The sequence below is a fragment of the Paenirhizobium selenitireducens ATCC BAA-1503 genome (assembly GCF_900492185.1).
Lineage (GTDB): Bacteria > Pseudomonadota > Alphaproteobacteria > Rhizobiales > Rhizobiaceae > Allorhizobium > Allorhizobium selenitireducens_A.
Genome location: NZ_UEYP01000002.1, coordinates 231382 through 247864, shown reverse-complemented (window position 1 = coordinate 247864; position 16483 = coordinate 231382). Strand labels below are relative to the sequence as shown.

At 63.9% G+C, this 16483-nt stretch carries 14 protein-coding genes and 1 riboswitch; of the genes, 8 read left to right on the top strand and 6 right to left on the bottom strand.

Annotated features, from left to right (window positions below; genetic code table 11):
* Positions 1 to 72 precede the first annotated feature (72 nt).
* Positions 73 to 678 carry a TetR/AcrR family transcriptional regulator gene (locus RHIZ70P_RS04960; protein WP_210209730.1) on the bottom strand — a complete coding sequence of 202 codons (606 nt, stop codon included), beginning with the start codon at positions 676 to 678 and terminating at the stop codon, positions 73 to 75.
* Between the two features lie 184 nt (positions 679 to 862).
* Here RHIZ70P_RS04960 and RHIZ70P_RS22740 point away from each other — a divergent pair, with 184 nt between their 5' ends.
* The 5 genes from RHIZ70P_RS22740 to RHIZ70P_RS04940 all read left to right on the top strand — a co-directional run bounded on the left by RHIZ70P_RS22740 (position 863) and on the right by RHIZ70P_RS04940 (position 6458).
* Positions 863 to 1048: a lipoprotein gene (locus RHIZ70P_RS22740; RefSeq protein ID WP_147293966.1), complete on the top strand. Its 186-nt coding sequence runs from the start codon at positions 863 to 865 to the stop codon at positions 1046 to 1048.
* Positions 1049 to 1233: 185 nt separating this feature from the next.
* Positions 1234 to 3540 carry an NADP-dependent malic enzyme gene (locus tag RHIZ70P_RS04955; RefSeq protein WP_115669278.1) on the top strand — a complete coding sequence of 769 codons (2307 nt, stop codon included), beginning with the start codon at positions 1234 to 1236 and terminating at the stop codon, positions 3538 to 3540.
* A 156-nt stretch (positions 3541 to 3696) separates the two neighbouring features.
* Positions 3697 to 4440: a helix-turn-helix transcriptional regulator gene (locus RHIZ70P_RS04950; protein WP_115669277.1), complete on the top strand. Its 744-nt coding sequence runs from the start codon at positions 3697 to 3699 to the stop codon at positions 4438 to 4440.
* 129 nt (positions 4441 to 4569) lie between these two features.
* On the top strand, positions 4570 to 5211 hold the full coding sequence (locus tag RHIZ70P_RS04945; RefSeq protein WP_115669276.1) for an acyl-homoserine-lactone synthase: 642 nt from the start codon (positions 4570 to 4572) through the stop codon (positions 5209 to 5211).
* Positions 5212 to 5399: 188 nt separating this feature from the next.
* The gene (locus RHIZ70P_RS04940) at positions 5400 to 6458 is read left to right on the top strand and encodes a DUF2865 domain-containing protein (protein ID WP_147293965.1); all 1059 of its coding nucleotides are present in this window, start codon (positions 5400 to 5402) and stop codon (positions 6456 to 6458) included.
* Positions 6459 to 6646: 188 nt separating this feature from the next.
* Here the strand turns inward: RHIZ70P_RS04940 and bluB are convergent, their stop codons facing one another.
* From bluB to RHIZ70P_RS04925, 3 genes are all read right to left on the bottom strand, one after another.
* Positions 6647 to 7348, bottom strand: a complete 702-nt coding sequence (gene bluB / locus RHIZ70P_RS04935; protein WP_115669515.1) for a 5,6-dimethylbenzimidazole synthase — start codon at positions 7346 to 7348, stop codon at positions 6647 to 6649.
* A 45-nt stretch (positions 7349 to 7393) separates the two neighbouring features.
* A riboswitch (cobalamin riboswitch) is annotated at positions 7394 to 7608 on the bottom strand.
* Between the two features lie 42 nt (positions 7609 to 7650).
* On the bottom strand, positions 7651 to 8484 hold the full coding sequence (locus RHIZ70P_RS04930; RefSeq protein ID WP_115669274.1) for a TolB family protein: 834 nt from the start codon (positions 8482 to 8484) through the stop codon (positions 7651 to 7653).
* A gap of 36 nt (positions 8485 to 8520) precedes the next feature.
* A complete protein-coding gene (locus RHIZ70P_RS04925; RefSeq protein ID WP_115669273.1) occupies positions 8521 to 10200 on the bottom strand; it encodes an NAD+ synthase in 1680 nt (559 codons plus the stop codon).
* 201 nt (positions 10201 to 10401) lie between these two features.
* On the opposite strand from RHIZ70P_RS04925, the gene RHIZ70P_RS04920 reads away from it, so the two are divergent.
* Positions 10402 to 12330 (top strand): LTA synthase family protein, encoded by a 1929-nt coding sequence (locus RHIZ70P_RS04920; protein WP_115669514.1) that lies wholly within the window; start codon positions 10402 to 10404, stop codon positions 12328 to 12330.
* Between the two features lie 223 nt (positions 12331 to 12553).
* Positions 12554 to 13474, top strand: a complete 921-nt coding sequence (locus RHIZ70P_RS04915) for a hypothetical protein (RefSeq protein ID WP_115669272.1) — start codon at positions 12554 to 12556, stop codon at positions 13472 to 13474.
* Here RHIZ70P_RS04915 and RHIZ70P_RS04910 read toward each other — a convergent pair.
* Positions 13438 to 13854 carry a GFA family protein gene (locus tag RHIZ70P_RS04910; RefSeq protein ID WP_115669271.1) on the bottom strand — a complete coding sequence of 139 codons (417 nt, stop codon included), beginning with the start codon at positions 13852 to 13854 and terminating at the stop codon, positions 13438 to 13440. The two genes, RHIZ70P_RS04915 and RHIZ70P_RS04910, sit on opposite strands and share 37 nt — an antisense overlap.
* A gap of 86 nt (positions 13855 to 13940) precedes the next feature.
* Positions 13941 to 15317: a class II 3-deoxy-7-phosphoheptulonate synthase gene (locus tag RHIZ70P_RS04905; protein WP_115669270.1), complete on the bottom strand. Its 1377-nt coding sequence runs from the start codon at positions 15315 to 15317 to the stop codon at positions 13941 to 13943.
* Between the two features lie 262 nt (positions 15318 to 15579).
* Between RHIZ70P_RS04905 and RHIZ70P_RS04900 the strand changes: the two genes are divergently transcribed.
* Complete coding sequence (locus RHIZ70P_RS04900; RefSeq protein WP_115669269.1) at positions 15580 to 16479, top strand: hypothetical protein; 900 nt, start codon at positions 15580 to 15582, stop codon at positions 16477 to 16479.
* The last annotated feature ends 4 nt before the right edge of the window (positions 16480 to 16483 follow it).

Sequence of the window (16483 nt, the reverse complement as noted above, 5' to 3'; positions counted from 1 at the left end):
TTGCCCTTTTTCCAAATCAGACTCTTGTTTCAGGAACATGACACCGCCATGCACCGGTGCCTCAAGCAGCCCTCAGTTGCCCTTCAATGGCGGCAGATCGCATCGCGCGATTTGCGCCGCCTCGGCGCGCTCGATGCCCATGGCGATCAGAATGAACTCCGCCACCTCGCTGCCGGCGTCGCGCCAGCTCTTGTAGCCCTCCTGCACGAGCATCATGCCGGACAGCGTCGCGCCGCCGATGACCGCCACCATCGACGTCACCTGGTCCGGGGCGATGCGATAACGTCCGTGCGTGATCGCCTCGCCCATCTCATCGGTGAGCGAAGCGGTCAGCAAGCCGCGCAGCGACTTGTTGCTGAAACCGAAATGCACGATGAAGCGGCCCCATTGCGGCTCCTCGTGCGCCCGGCGAATAAAGAGCCGTATGCCGCAGGCGAGCCTTGCCGCCGGATCCTCGAGCCCGTCTATGCTGGTGCGCACGCGTTCCTGCATTTCGCCGGCGAGGTCACCGGCGACATCCTCGAACAGGCTGTCCGGATTGGGCACGGCATTGTAGATCGTCCCGCGGGCGACCCCAGCCTCCTCGGCGAGATCGCTGACATTCACCCGACAGGCGCCGACCCGGGCAAAGAGACGCATTGCCGCCTCGTGAATACGGCACTGAACGACAGATTTCACGCGGACCCTCCCGGTTCTTGCATCACCATCCTTGGCAACTGAGGCCTGCTGTCAAGCCAAGGGCGGGACCGTTGCCATAGCATCTGCCGCCAAAAACATCAATGTTGACATTTGAACACTTGTGTTCAATATAGGTCGAATTAGTTCACCCGTCGAAACACAGGCCAAGTTCAGGAGACCCATCGTGAAGAAACTACTTCTCGCTACATTCATGCTTACCGCGCTTGCAGGCTGCTCTCAGACCATCAGGACCACCGACGAAAAGGCAGTTGCCTGCGCCAAGGCTGGCCTCTCCGACGAACAGTGCACCCAGTCGAAATACGGCCTGCGCGCGACCTCTCTGCCGCCGGTCATCTCGCCCTCGACCTGATCCGCATCTCCCCGGCACGGCCGGCTTGCTTCCCCCCATACCCGTGCCGCCTCGCCATCGAGGACGGCAGCCCGCAGTCCCCGGCCCTGACAAAATCGGTGGGGAGAGCGGCGGGGTACTCCCAGTCCGGTTCATTTGGTGTATGCAGGAACGCATACCAGTGAATGAACCGGACACGGAAAAGCATGGATACCACCGACAAGAACAAGCCGGCAGCCCCCACGGCGGACCTCGACGAACAGGCACTTTTCTACCATCGCTATCCGCGACCGGGAAAGCTGGAGATCCAGGCGACCAAGCCGCTCGGCAACCAGCGCGACTTGGCACTTGCCTATTCCCCCGGCGTTGCCGCCCCTTGTCTGGCCATCCGCGACGAACCTGAGACCGCCGCCGACTACACGGCACGCGGCAATCTTGTCGCCGTGATATCCAACGGGACAGCCGTGCTCGGGCTCGGCAATATCGGTCCGCTCGCCTCCAAGCCGGTGATGGAAGGCAAGGCCGTCCTGTTCAAGAAGTTCGCCGGCATCGACGTCTTCGACATTGAAATCGACGCCATGACCGTCGATTCGATGGTCTCGACCGTCTCGGCGCTCGAGCCGACCTTCGGCGGCATCAATCTCGAGGACATCAAGGCGCCGGAATGCTTCGAGGTCGAGCAGCAGTTGCGCGCCAAGATGAACATTCCGGTCTTCCACGACGACCAGCACGGCACGGCGATCATTGTCGCCGCCGCCATCCTCAACGGCCTGGAACTCGCCGGCAAGAAGATCGAGGACGTCAAGATCGTCGCCTCGGGCGCCGGTGCGGCGGCGCTTGCCTGCCTCAACCTCCTGGTGATCCTTGGTGCCCGGCGCGAGAACATCTGGGTGCACGACATCGAGGGTCTGGTCTATGTCGGCCGCGAGATGCTGATGGACCAATGGAAGTCGGTCTATGCCCAGGTCAGCGACAAGCGCACGCTCGCCGAATCGATCGAGGGCGCCGACGTCTTCCTCGGACTGTCGGCGGCTGGCGTGCTGAAGCCCGAGCTTCTCGTGCAGATGGCGGAAAAGCCGCTGATCATGGCGCTCGCCAATCCGACGCCGGAAATCATGCCGGAACTGGCGCGTGCGGCCCGCCCCGATGCGATGATCTGCACCGGGCGCTCCGACTTTCCCAACCAGGTCAACAACGTCCTGTGTTTCCCCTACATCTTCCGCGGCGCGCTCGACTGCGGCGCAACGACGATCAACGAGGAAATGAAGATGGCCGCGGTGCGCGCCATCGCAGCCCTTGCCCGCGAGGAAGTGTCCGAAGTCGCCGCCCGCGCCTATTCCGGCGAATCGCCGACCTTCGGACCGAACTATCTCATCCCTTCGCCCTTCGATCCGCGCCTCATCCTGCGCATCGCCCCCGCCGTCGCCAAGGCAGCGGAAGAGAGCGGCGTGGCACGCCGGCCGATCGCCGACTACGATACCTATCTCGACCAGTTGAACCGCTTCGTCTTCCGTTCCGGCTTCGTCATGAAGCCGATCTTCGCCGCGGCGAAGAAGGCCTCCGACAAGCGCGTGATCTTTGCCGAAGGCGAGGACGAGCGCGTCCTGCGCGCCGCCCAGGTCCTGCTCGAGGAAGGCAGCGGCAAGCCCATTCTGATCGGTCGTCCGCACATCATCGAGAGCCGCCTGCAGCGCTTCGGCCTTCGCATCCGTCCGGGCGTCGATTTCGAACTGGTCAACCCCGAGGACGATCCCCGCTACCGCGACTATGTCGAGGACTATTTCGCCCTGGTCGGCCGCGTCGGCATCAACCCGGAAGCCGCCCGCACCATCGTGCGCACCAACAATACGGTCATCGGAGCGCTCGCCGTTCGGCGCGGCGATGCCGATGCACTGATCTGCGGCGTGGAGGGGCGTTTCGACCGACACCTGCGCGATGTCGGCCAGATCATTGGAAAGAAGCCGGGCGTGCGGGCCTTTTCCGGTCTCAGCCTGCTGATTTCCCAGCGCGGCGCGATCTTCTTCACCGATACCTTCGTGACCTATAACCCTTCGGCCGCCGAGATCGCCGAAATGACGATCCTCGCCGCCCAGGAAATCCGCCGGTTCGGCATCACCCCGCGGGCGGCCCTCGTCTCGCACTCCAATTTCGGGTCGCGCGATTCCGACAGCGCCCGCAAGATGCGCGAGGCGCTGCAACTGATCCGCGCCCAGGCGCCGGAGCTGGAGGTCGATGGCGAAATGCAGGGTGGCTCGGCGCTTTCCGAGGCCTTGCGCAAGCGGGCCATGCCCGACAGCACGCTGACCGGCGAAGCCAATCTCCTGGTCTTCCCCAATCTCGACGCCGCCAATATCTCGCTCGGCATCGTCCGCACCATGATGGATGCCCTGCATGTCGGACCGATCCTGCTCGGCGCAGCCCTGCCCGCCCACGTCCTGTCGACCTCGGTCACATCGCGCGGCGTGGTCAACATGGCGGCGCTTGCCGTGGTCGAAGCGGCGCAGCCGGACTGAGGCGTCGATCCGCACCCATGGCCGTTGAAGCCCGATCAGCCCCGTCATCGACCATGACGGGGCGTCAAGTGCGGCACGCCATACCTCCAAAATACGGTCTGGACATCGCGGCGTCCGGCGAACACTCTTGACCCATATTTTTGTAGGGTTTCAGGAATGACGAACCAGGGCGGCTACTTCGATCTGCTGGACTGGCTGCAAGACCAGAAGGTCGTGCGTCCGCTGCCGTTCTTCCGACAGATGCAGGCCGTGTTCGGCATCACCCACATTTTTTACATCGACGCCGCTTGCACGCCTGCGGGCGTGAAACCGCACCGCCTGTGCCACACCTTTGGCACTGCGGCTGCGCATGCGGTCAAGGCGCTCGGTCCCGGCATCTTCGAGCCACCGCTGCGACAGGCATTGGCATCCATCCGGCCCCTCGACTGGAGTGCGCTTGCACCGGGCACGCCGGCGCGAGACGGACTTGAACAAGTCGCCGAACGTCTCGGCATCACGCCCTGCGGCGTCGCCTATCCACTGATCTCGCGCGAGGGGCGTCAGGCCATGCTCGCCGTTCATGTCGCTGCCGAAACCGGCGAATGGCACAGGTTCCGCCGGCTCCACGACCGCGACCTGCACGCGCTCGCCGTCGAATTCCATGCCTCGCTGCTGCAGGGCAACCGGCCCGTCGGCGACGAGCAGGCCACACCCCGCCTGACGCGACGCGAACGCGAGGCCCTCTACTGGGCGGCGGCCGGAAAGAGCTACTGGGAGATCGCCGTGATCCTCGGCATCACCGAACGCACCGTCCGCTATTTCATGGCAAACGCGCGCCGCAAGCTGAACGTCGTTTCCAACACTCAGGCGGTGGCCGAGGCGGCTTGGCGCGGCCTGCTGCCCGGCCCCGACCTGCACTGACCTCCGCCTCCTCGAGCGGCGCATGAGCATAATCCACAATTGCAACTACGCGACCTGTCGCTACCGACAGTTTCATTTTTAGCGCATTTCGCCATCTTCCAGTCACCTCGAAAAACAAGGGAGACTGGAATGATCCGGATCATCAATGGTGCCAATCGCAACGACTTTCCGCAGGAGATCGCCGCCATGCACCGACTGCGCAAACGCGTCTTCCACGACCTCCTCAAGTGGGACGTGATCGTCGAGGGCGACCGGGAGATCGACCACTACGACGATGCCAATCCCGTCTACATCCTGTCCTATTCGCCGGAAGGCCTGTTGCGCGGTTCGCTCCGGCTTTTGCCGACGCTCGGCCCCAACATGCTCGACGACACCTTCCCGATCCTGCTCGGCGGCCGCCCCGAGATCCGCAGCGCGGCGATCTGGGAATCGAGCCGCTTCTGCATCGAGCCTGAAATCTCGCAGGACCGCGCCTCGAACCAGGTGACGATCGCGGCGGCCGAACTGATGTGCGGCGTCGGTGAACTCGGCCTGGCCCTGGGCTTGAGCGATATCGTCACAGTAACCGACGTCTTTCTCGAGCGCATGTTCCGTCGCATGGGTTGCCCGGGCGAACGTATCGCCGAGCCCCACAAGATCGGCTCGGTCCATGCCGTCGCGGTCGCATGGGCGGTGACCCCCGACCTGCTGGCACGGATGAAGGCCGTCGCCGAGATCGAAGGCCCGGTACTCGCCGAACCGCTGGCGATCGAGCGGGCCCGCGCGGCCTGAAAAAACCCTTTGACGAAGAGGAGCGCCGCGCCCGTCGCGGCGCTTCCGCGTTAACACAGATTTGTGTTCCCACTTGGCGCAATGGCGCTCGCAAACTATCGTGAAAATGCCTATAGGCTGGCCCTGTTCAATACCACGATGATGCCCACCGGGGACGCGACTTGCACCATCGCAGAAATCGATTGATCTTGACGCTTGGGGTTTTCCTGACCTGCCAGCCGCTTTCGGCGCAGGCATCGGTCGTCTGTGAGAGCTTGCGTGTGCGCCTTGCGTCCCAGCCGGAAGTGGTCGCCGACACGCGTGAGATGCGTCGCTATTCGAGCGCCATCGTTCGCCAGAACCTGGAGATCCGCAAGGTCCGCTACGACATGCGGCGTCTGCGCTGCGAGGGCGCGATCGTCGAATACCGATCGGACGGCACCAGCCAATGCGGCGAGCTGTCCGCTGCGCTGACGCGGATGGAAGCCAACAAGCGGGCGCTCGCCGTCAAGCGTGATGCCTTGCGTTTCGACGGGGCGGGAAACAACCCGGCGCGCGCGCGCCTTCTCGCCGCGCTCGAGGCCAATGGCTGCAATGCCGTCCAGCCGGACGCGGCCCAAGCACCGGCATTGCCACCCGGAACGATCAGCCGACCCGCCGACCCAACGCAGGCGACCGGGCAGACCGAGGGAGCCGGCCGGTTCCGGACATTTGCCGGTCACGGCAGCTTGCGCACCTTGTGTGTCCGAACCTGCGACGGCGCCTTTTTCCCGATCTCGTCCAACACGTCACCGCTCAATTTCCGCCGCGACGCAGAAATCTGCCAGCAGATGTGCCCCGACACCGAGACCGAACTCTATTACCACTCGATGCGCACAGCGGAGAGCGCCGACATGGTCTCCGCCGAGACCGGCCAGCCCTACAGGATGTTGCCGACCGCTTTCTCCTACCTGAACCGGCCGACCGGCGAAAAGCCCTCCTGCGGCTGCGACCTGCCGGGCTATTACCGCAAGATGCAGACGCAAGGGGCGCAGAACAAATCCCCCGGCAGCGACAAGGCGGTCGTCGAAATCGGCAAATCGGCATCGGCCCGCGCGGCAGCGGATGGGCCTGCGGCGCAAGCGTCCACGGCCATGCCGCAGGACCGGCCCTATGACCCGAAATCGGCTGCCGTGCGCAAGGTCGGCCCGACCTTCCTGCCGACCACCGCCGGCAGCATCGATCTGCGCAACCCGGCGCTTCCGGGCCCCCAGCCGCTCCAGCAATAGCCTCACCTTGGGCTGAACGCCAATCTCACGCTTGCCCTCTTGCGGAACGCAAACGGCCGGACAAGAGCCCGGCCGCGTTCTGGTAATGTCCGTCGGTCTGACCGCGATCAGGCGGCACGGGTCCTTTGTCTAATGTAAGTCATATATTGCGGTCGACCGCAATACTGTTTCCATCCAGAAAAAGAAGCTTACCTCGCTTCCGTTGGCCTTGGATTTCCCCAGACCTCGTCGAACACCAGTTCCTCGACCGGCAACCGCTGGCGCCAGCCTTTCAGCGCCAGTTCCGGCTGGTCGTAAAGCCGGTCGACATAGCCGAGGCAGAACCAGCCGATCACTTCGACATGGCCGGGAATGCCAAGCACGGCCCGAAGATCGGCCTGGTGAAAGATGCTGACCCAACCGACCCCGACACCCTCGGCGCGCGCCGCCAGCCAGAGGTTCTGCACGGCACAGACGGTCGAGTAGCTGTCCATCCGCGGATTGTGGGTGCGTCCCAGCACAACGGGTCCGCCGCGAGTCGGATCGCAGGTGACACAGATTCCGAGCGGCGCCTTGCGGATACCCTCCAGCTTGAGCCGCAGATAGCTGTCGCGCTGCTCGCCGGCAAACATTCCGGCGGCTTCCTCGTTCGCCTTGGCGAAGGCCCGCCACACCGCCTCGCGGCGGGCCACGTCACGCACCACGAGAAAATTCCATGGCTGCATGAAACCGACCGAGGGTGCGCTGTGGGCGGCCTTTAGCAGCCGCGTAATCAGTTCTTCCGGCAAAGGATCGGGCAGGAACTGGTCGCGTACGTCGCGACGGGTGCGGATCGCCCGGTAGACGGCCTCGCGCTCTTCCACGGAAAAGGCGCCGGCCCGGACGAGGTGGTCGTTCGGTTCATCGTGCATCGTCATATCCCCAACAATGCCTCCGACCGCCCGCCGTCCGCGCGGGCAAAGCCTATCATGTCAGGCCGGTCTTCTGACTCCGGATCGCCCGACCGCCCCTGCCTTCCCGGTTGAACAACCAGTGGCAAAATACGGAAAGGATTCCAGATCCTTCGCGGAGGCCGCCGTCCCCGTCACAGCGTTGGGCACGCGCCGGGATCCCACCGGCTTCCCGATTCTCCCGCCCGAACGAGGCGGACACCTGACGGAAGAATGTCTACAGGAACAAGGCCCGAAGGCAAGACGGCCTGTTCAGCCTGCGATCAGCCGGCCACCGGAAAATACCGGACATAGGCAAACGCATCGCCCTGCGGCGACCAGCACGGAACGTTGATCGTGCCCTGCCCGCCGAACAGTTCGAACAAGGTCTCCGGATTGCCCCCGTCCGGATCGATCAGCCGCAGCCGCACGGCGAGATCGCGCGGATGGTCGAAGACGTCAGGGTCGTAGGACAAGAGCAGGACCTTGTCGCCCTTCGGCGACGGATGCGGGAACCAGTCACCGAACGCACTGTCGGTGATCCGCTCCACGGGGCCGGCCTGGGCGGGGACACGCCAGATCTGCATCCGTCCCGAGCGGCTGGAATTGAAATAGATCCATTTGCCGTCGGCCGAATAGTCCGGCCCGTCATTGCGCCCCTCGCCGAAGGTCAGCCGGGTCTCCTCGCCGCCGTCGACCGAAATCGTATAGATGTCGAAAACGTCGTCGCGGATGCCGCAATAGGCCAGCCTCCCACCGTCCGGCGACCAGCCGTGCCAATAGGACGGCAGCGTTTGCGTCACCTGGCGTGGGGTGCCGCCCTCGGCCGGCAAGATGTAGATGCAGGACTTGCCGTGCTCGACCTTGTCCGACACCACGAGCCATCGGCCGTCGGGCGAAATGCCATGATCATTGTTGCAACGCGTGGCGAAGCCGGTATCGATCCGCACCGGATCGCCACCGCCGTCCACCGGCAGGCGGTAGAGCAATCCGTCACCGTTGATGACGAGCGATGCGCCGTCCGGGCTCCAGTTGGGTGCCTCGACCAGCCGGTCCGTCCGCCACACGACCCGCCGGGAGCGGCTGCGGATATTGAAGATCTCGACCGAACTCCGCATCGCTCCCTCCCCCAAAAGTCCCGGCGACCGTCTCCGTCAGCGGTCGCGGAAACGATTGGTGATCGGGTAGCGACGGTCCCGGCCGAAATTCTTGCGGGTGATCTTCACTCCCGGCGCCGACTGGCGGCGCTTGTATTCGGCGAGATAGAGCAGGTGCTCGACCCGGTGCACGGTGGCGATCTCGTGACCGCGCGCGACGATCTCGTCGACCGACATTTCCTTCTCGACCAGGCATTCGAGGATATCGTCGAGCACCGGATAGGGCGGCAGGGAATCCTGGTCCGTCTGGTTGGGCCGAAGCTCGGCCGACGGTGCCTTGGAGAGGATATTGGCCGGAATCACTTCGCCCGAGGGGCCGAGCGCGCCCGGCGGGACATGGGCGTTGCGCCACGCGGCCAGCGCGTAGACCTGCATCTTGTAAAGGTCCTTGATCGGATTGAAGCCACCATTCATGTCGCCGTAAAGCGTCGCATAGCCGACCGACATTTCCGACTTGTTGCCGGTCGTCACCACCATCGAGCCGAACTTGTTGGAGATCGCCATCAGGATCGTGCCCCGCGCGCGGCTCTGCAGGTTTTCCTCGGTGATGCCGCTCTCGGTGCCCTCGAACATGTCGGAGAGCGCGGAGAGGAAGCCGTCGACCGGTTCGCCGATCGGCACCGTGTCATAATGGCAACCGAGCGCCTTGGCGCAGGCGGCGGCGTCGGCCAGCGATTCCTTCGAGGTATAGCGATAGGGCAGCATGATGGCGCGCACCCGCTCCTCGCCTAAAGCATCGACGGCGATCGCCGCGCAGATGGCCGAATCGATCCCGCCCGACAGGCCGAGCACGACGCTCTTGAAACCGTTCTTGTTGACATAGTCGCGGAAGCCCAGCACGCAGGCGCGATAATCGGCCTCTTCTTTTTCCGGAATACGCGACATCGGCCCCTCGCCGCAGCGCCAACCGTCGGCAGCGCGCTTCCAGGTGGTCACCGACAGGGTCGATTCGAACTGGCTCATCTGGTAGGCCAGCGTCTTGTCGGCATTGAAGCCGAAGCTCGCCCCGTCGAACACGAGTTCGTCCTGGCCACCCAGCTGGTTGGCGTAGATCAGCGGCAGACCGCTCTCGATCACCTGCTTCAATGCCACCTGATGGCGAATATCGACCTTTTCCCGGAAATAAGGCGATCCATTCGGCACCAGCAGGATCTCGGCACCGGATTCGGCGAGCGTCTCGCACACGCCGAGATCCCCCCAGATATCCTCGCAGATCGGAATGCCGATGCGGACACCGCGGAAGTTGACCGGGCCCGGCATCTCGCCGGCGATGAAAACGCGTTTCTCGTCGAACTCGCCGTAATTCGGCAGGTCGATCTTGTCGCGGGTCGCCGTGACCTTGCCGCCGTCCAGCACGGCGACGGAATTGTAGCGGCCCTTCTCGTCCTCGCGCGGAAAACCGATCACGACGCCCGGCCCGCCATCTGCCGTCTCGGCGGCAAGCTGCTCCACCGCCACACGGCACGCCTTGAGGAAGGCCGACTTCAGTACCAGATCCTCCGGCGGATAGCCGGAGATGAAAAGCTCGGTCAGGAGCAGAAGATCGGCCCCCTGGGATGCTGCTTCCGCCCGCGCTTCGCGGGCCTTGGCGAGATTGCCGGCGACGTCGCCGACAGTCGGATCGAGCTGCGCGATGGCAATGCGAAGGGTATCGGGTCGGGTCTGATTATCGCTCATGAATATCGTTTAGCGCGTGGCGCCCGGCTCCGCAATGTCGGCGAACCAAGGCTGAGTGCCGCACTGCAACATAAGACGGGAAAAATCGCGGGAACAAACCGACGGCGCCCCGGTTCATCTAGCGTTCATGACGCTTATGTGACAGCTATGCGAAAGTTTTGTTAAGTCTGTTCTTGATCGCGGGAGAGCGCGTTGGCCGAGATGATCTCCGAGCCGGGAATGCCCGTCAAAGCCTTAGGCCACAAGGTCAAGGCAGCGCCACGTCCCCTGCGTAGCACGGCCTTGCGCGCCGTCGTCACGCCCGTCAATTCGTTTGTCCTCGCCCTCCTGACAATCATCGTCACCGAATGGCTGGCGCGGGAAACGCTTTCCGGCGTCTCGGATTATCTCTTCTCCGCCAGCCGTCCGGGCATGGTCGCCGTGCTGGTGCTGTTCCTGGTGTTCATTGCCGCCGACGCACTGTTCGGCCGGGCCTATCAATCGGCGTTGATCCTGGTTCCGCTGGCCATACTGCCGGCCTTCCTGTCGATGCAGAAGCAGCAATACCTATCCGACCCGCTCTATCCGAGCGACATGCTGTTCGGTCGCCAGATCGGCGAACTGGTCCCCGTCATGTTTGCCGCCCGGCCCTTGGCCGCCATCGGCCTCGCGCTCGGCGTCATGGCTATGCTCGCCCTGCTCGGTTACCTGCTGGTCCTCGGCCGGCGCAATTTCCCACCGCTTTCGGCAGTGTCCAAACTGTTTCGGCTGCTGGTCGCCCTGCCGTTGATCGGCGGCTTCCTCTCGCTGATGGATCCGAATTCCTTCTCCTACATTCGCGACCGGCTGAACATCGTTCCGATGATGTGGGATCAGCAGGAGAACTATCGTCACAACGGCTTCCTGCTCGCCTTCGCCTTCAACGTGCCCATGGCCAATGTCCAGGCACCTGGCGGCTATGGTCCTGAGGCGATCGCCGATATTGCGCCGGAGCGGCTGCCGGCCACCTTCTTCGGGGGGCGCAATGCCGACGTCATCATGGTCATGAGCGAATCGCTGTGGGACCCGACGCGCCTGTGGAACGCAAAACTTTCGCCGGACCCGATGCCGACGATCCGCGCCAATTCCTCGGGCAACCTGTTCTCGCCGGAATTCGGCGGCATGACGGCCAATGTCGAGTTCGAGGCGCTGACCGGCTTCTCCAACGCCTTCCTGCCCTATGGCAGCATTCCCTATCAGCAGTATGTGCGCCGGCCCCTGCCTTCGCTTGCCACCTTCTTCGCTTCGAAGGGCTATACCACGCGGGCCTTCCATCCGTTCCAGAGCTGGTTCTGGAACCGTGCCAATGTCTACCAGTCGCTCGGCTTCCAGTCCTTCATGTCGGAAGAGAACATGCCGATCATGGACAAGCGTGGTCTGTTCACCTCGGACGAGGCGCTGACCAAGGAGATCATCCGCACCGCCGACCAGACCAGGAAGCCCTTCTTCTTCTTCGCCGTCACCCTCCAGGGCCATGGCCCCTACGAGAAGAACCGCTATGCGAAGAACACCATCGACGTGCAGTCTGCATCGCTCTCGCCGGAAAGCCGCGACAGCCTCGCCACCTATGCCCAGGGCGTGCGCGAGGCCGACAGCAGCCTGAAGGCCTTGATGGACTGGGCAAAAACGCGCCGGCGCGAAACCATTATCGTCCTGTTCGGCGATCACCTGCCGCCGCTTGGCAATGTCTATACCGAGACCGGCTACATGCCGGACGTGGTGGCCACCCGCAAGGCATCCGTCAGCGTGATGAAGCGCGAACACGAAACGCCGTTGGTCGTCTGGTCGTCGAAGCGTGGCGTGCAGAAGGACCTCGGCTCGGTCAGCCCCTCGCAACTGCCTCACTACGTGGTGCGCCTCGCCGGTTACCGGCACGGCTTCTATACCGGCGTGCTGGGTCGACTGAGCGAACGCTATGCCGTCGTGGACCGTCACCAACTGATCGAACGAAACGCGCAGGCTCACCCGGACTGGGCGACCTCCGGGGAACCGGTCGATCCGTTGATCCGCGACTACCGCCATCTGCAGCACGACCAGATGTTCGGAGAAGGCTTCGGCACCGAGCGCTTCTTCCCCGAACAGGTCGAGCGGCTCGAGGCCCCTGCAAGCTGAGCGAGGGACGGGGCAACGGGGCCGCCGCCCCTTGCCCCCTCGGATCGCCGACCTCGCCTTGCATCGTCGACGTAAACCGGCCATTGACACAAAACGGATATGGAAATTGTCTAGCCAGCACTGAGGCTTCCATGCTGCACCGTCATCCCGTTTGCCACGATGCCGGCCAGAGGTTGGGCCGACCCGATAATGTTCAAGTTTTTCAGCAAAGCGTAGCCAAGCCATGCGGCCATTGACCCGCACCGAGATCGCCGTCCACCCCTTGTTCCCGACGATCGAAAAACAGATCGCCGAACACCTGATCGCCATACACCTTCGCACGCCCCGCCTGTCGCGGCTCAAGGCGTCGCATCGCAAATGGCTGATGACCCATTCGCTCTTTGCCCTGTCCCTGCAGCGGAGGGACGATGACCCCCTGTCGGGTCTGACCGCGACCCGCTTCGTCGAGATCGTCATGAAGCTGGGCGCGGCCAGCCGCAATACGGCCACCGCCTTCCTCGCCGAACTGGTGGCCTACAAATTCCTGCGCGACGTCCCCGACGTGCCTGACCGCCGTGTCCGCGTGCTGGAAACGACCGAAACCGCCTATGATGCGATGAAGGCCTGGTTCATGGGCCACATGGCCTGCCTCGACCGGCTGGACGGCGGCCAGAGAGAAGCGCTTGCCCTGGCCGATCCGCGCATCTTCCGGATCGCCCAGCCCATGGCGGCCGCCCATCTGGTCGAAGACCCCATCTGGCGCGATCCTCCCGACAGCATCGGTCATTTCCTCTGGTCGGATCTCGGCGGCATGGTGCTGCATGACCTCATCGCCCGGATTCCCGGCACGCCGAACCCGGCGGAGCGCATCGATGTCGGCCGCCTGTCGCTGCCCGAACTCAGCGAGGTCTACATGATCTCGGCGACGAACCTGAAGCGCATGTTCACGAAGGCCGAGACCGAGGGCCTGCTTGGCTGGGATCTGCCGCGCCGGCGCGGATCGCTGTGGCTGTCGCGTCGCTTCGTCGACGACTATTTCCAGTGGCAGTCGGCAAAATTCGCGGCCCTGGAAGAGGCCTTCCACCACGCCCTCGCCGAACTCGGCATAGCCACGAACACGACGGCTTCTCAGCCGCTGCTGGCGGAGGCGGGTCTGCCGGCCTGAAAGGACGGCAGGCCGTCGTCGACCGCGTAGAATTCGCCCTTGTCGGCACAGAAGATATGATAGCCCGCGACCAGCCCGCCCGGCTCGTCGAAAGCGCCGGCCATGACCGAGACATGATCGCTGCCGTCGCGCTGCCAGAACAGGGCCGAACCGCACCGCGTGCAGAAGCCCCTCTGCGCCTCCTCGCTCGATCGATACCAGCCCACCATATCTGAGCCTGTGACCGTGATACGGTCGTGTGCAACGTCGGTCGCCGCGTAGTATAGACCCGTCTGGCGCCGGCATTGCGAACAATGACAGAAGACGACCTCGCACAGAGGACCGCTCGTCCGGAAGCGAACTGCGCCGCACAGGCAGGCCCCGGTTCTCTGCTCGTCCATTCGATACCCCGATCTGACAAAAAGAAACCGGGCCAGCTTGGGGAAGCCGGCCCGGTTGGTCAAATGCGCTTATCTGAAGCTAAGCTTCAGCCGTTCGCCACCATCATTCGCTTTTCGTCGCGTCCGCCCTTCATCCGCTCGGCGAGCAGGAAGGCCAGTTCGAGCGCCTGGTCGGCATTGAGACGCGGGTCGCAATGGGTGTGGTAGCGATCCTGCAGGGCTTCCGCCGTCACCGCACGCGCACCGCCGGTGCATTCCGTCACGTCATTGCCGGTCATCTCGATGTGGATGCCGCCCGGATGCGTTCCTTCCGCACGATGGATCTGGAAGAAGCTCTCGACTTCCGACAGGACGCGCTCGAACGGACGGGTCTTGTAGTTGTTGAGCGTGATCGTGTTGCCGTGCATCGGATCGCAGGACCAGACGACCTTGCGGCCCTCGCGCTCGACCGCGCGGATGAGGCGCGGCAGGTGATCGGGGACCTTGTCGTGGCCGAAACGGCAGATCAACGTCAGACGACCGGCCTCGTTGTTCGGGTTGAGGATGTCGATCAGGTTCAACAGATCGTCGGCCTGCAGCGACGGACCGCATTTCAGGCCGAGCGGGTTCTTGATGCCGCGGCAGTATTCCAGATGCGCGTGATCCGCCTGGCGGGTACGGTCGCCGATCCAGATCATGTGGCCGGACGTGGCATACCAGTCGCCGGAGGTGGAATCGACGCGCGTCAGCGCTTCTTCATAGCCGAGAAGCAGCGCCTCGTGGCTGGTGAAGAAATCGGTCTCGCGCAGGCTCGGATTGGTCTCCGAGCTGATGCCGATCGCCTTCATGAAATCCATGGTCTCGGAAATCCGGTCAGCGAGCTTGCGGTAGCGCTCGGCCTGGGGGCTATCCTTGACGAAGCCGAGCATCCACTGGTGCACGTTGTCGAGATTGGCATAGCCACCCATGGCGAAGGCGCGCAAAAGGTTGAGCGTCGCCGCCGACTGGCGGTACGCCATGATCTGCCGATCCGGATTGGGAATGCGCGATTCCGGCGTGAATTCGATGCCGTTGATGATGTCGCCGCGATAGCTCGGCAGCTCGACGTCACCCTGCTTCTCGAAGTCGGACGAGCGCGGCTTGGCGAACTGGCCGGCGATACGGCCGACCTTGACCACCGGCAGCTGGGCGCCGAAGGTCAGCACGACGGCCATCTGCAGGAAGGCGCGGAAGAAGTCGCGGATCGTGTCCGCGCCATGCTCGGCGAAGCTTTCGGCGCAGTCGCCGCCCTGCAGCAGGAAACCATTGCCTTCGGCGACGTTGCCGAGCGCCTTGGTCAAGCGACGGGCTTCACCGGCAAAGACCAGCGGCGGAAACTTGGCGAGACGGGCTTCGGCATCGGCAAGGGCGCCCAAGTCCGGATAAGCCGGAACCTGCTTGATCGGCTTGCTGCGCCAGCTGCTCGGGGTCCAATTCTGTGCCATGATCGTCACCTGCTGTTCGAAATAGGACGGCCTCCTCCCGGCCGCTTTGGATCGGGGGCTTATAGACCCTAATATTTGCCTTGCAAAGCCGAACTTGAAGGGCCACCGGCAACGATTCTGTCGGGGCGGCGAAAAAGACACCACGGCCTCTGCCCTCGGACTGGATCAGCCCCCCTGCTGGCAAACTGCTCGGACTTGCATTTACATGGACGTAAACGTAAGTATTTTCGTCGTTGGGCGTGGGAGATGGAGGAGATCAGCCATGCAGGACCGGATAGGCTTCGCGCGCGATGAGATTACATTTGCCGCTGGGGACAGCTTTCCCCTCGCCGGCACCCTGTTTCGCGGAGATGGCGACGGTCCCCTCGCCCTTATTTCGTCCGCCGCCGCCGTCCCGCGCGGCATCTATGCCCGCTTCGCCGAACACCTGGTGGCCGAACGCGGTTTTCGCGCCGCGCTGACCTATGACTATCGCGGCGTCGCCGGCTCCCGCATTCCCCGCGGATGGAAGGCCCGGCCGAGCATGGCCGACTGGGCGGAAAAGGACATGGCGGCGGCGGTCGACCGTCTGGAAAGCGTGGCCCCCGGCCATTCTATGGTCGGCGTCGGCCAGTCCTTCGGCGGCCAGGGCCTCGGTCTCTGCGGCCGTGCCAATCGCTTCGACCGCTATCTGATGGTCGCGGTCATGTCGGGTCACTGGGCCTATACCGCCGAGCCGTACAAGGTCTTCGCCTCGATGAACCTCGTCGGCGTCCCCCTCGCCATGCTGACCGGCCGCGTCCCGGGCTGGATCGGGCTGGGGCAGACGCTGCCAGGCACGGTGTTTCGCCAATGGGCCCGCTGGGGCCGCTCCCCCGACTATTTCTTCGCCGACGCCAAGATGGATGCCGCCCGTCGCTTTGCCGAAGTCCGCACCCCCATTCTGTCGATCGGCGTCGAAGACGACGTGTGGGGCACGCCCAAGGCACAGGAGGCCATTCTCAAGGCCTATGCCAATGCCCCCGTCGAGCGCATGCGCGTATCACCGGCGGCAGCCGGTCAGCCGATCGGTCATCTCGGCTTTTTCCGCCCGGCTTTCCGCGAAACCCTCTGGCGGCCGGCGATCGACTGGCTGGCAGACAACCGCCCCTCAGTCGCGCCAAAGCTCAGCCAGATACGATAAACTA

Excerpts from the sequence above, each read along its gene's own strand:
- RHIZ70P_RS04915 (WP_115669272.1), top strand. The coding sequence starts at position 12,554 with ATGCGGCCATTGACCCGCACCGAGATCGCCGTCCACCCCTTGTTCCCG.
- RHIZ70P_RS04905 (WP_115669270.1), bottom strand. The coding sequence starts at position 15,317 with ATGGCACAGAATTGGACCCCGAGCAGCTGGCGCAGCAAGCCGATCAAG.
- RHIZ70P_RS04920 (WP_115669514.1), top strand. The coding sequence starts at position 10,402 with ATGATCTCCGAGCCGGGAATGCCCGTCAAAGCCTTAGGCCACAAGGTC.
- RHIZ70P_RS04925 (WP_115669273.1), bottom strand. The coding sequence starts at position 10,200 with ATGAGCGATAATCAGACCCGACCCGATACCCTTCGCATTGCCATCGCG.
- RHIZ70P_RS04910 (WP_115669271.1), bottom strand. The coding sequence starts at position 13,854 with ATGGACGAGCAGAGAACCGGGGCCTGCCTGTGCGGCGCAGTTCGCTTC.
- RHIZ70P_RS04900 (WP_115669269.1), top strand. The coding sequence starts at position 15,580 with ATGCAGGACCGGATAGGCTTCGCGCGCGATGAGATTACATTTGCCGCT.
- bluB (WP_115669515.1), bottom strand. The coding sequence starts at position 7,348 with ATGCACGATGAACCGAACGACCACCTCGTCCGGGCCGGCGCCTTTTCC.
- RHIZ70P_RS04950 (WP_115669277.1), top strand. The coding sequence starts at position 3,697 with ATGACGAACCAGGGCGGCTACTTCGATCTGCTGGACTGGCTGCAAGAC.
- RHIZ70P_RS04930 (WP_115669274.1), bottom strand. The coding sequence starts at position 8,484 with ATGCGGAGTTCGGTCGAGATCTTCAATATCCGCAGCCGCTCCCGGCGG.
- RHIZ70P_RS04945 (WP_115669276.1), top strand. The coding sequence starts at position 4,570 with ATGATCCGGATCATCAATGGTGCCAATCGCAACGACTTTCCGCAGGAG.
- RHIZ70P_RS04955 (WP_115669278.1), top strand. The coding sequence starts at position 1,234 with ATGGATACCACCGACAAGAACAAGCCGGCAGCCCCCACGGCGGACCTC.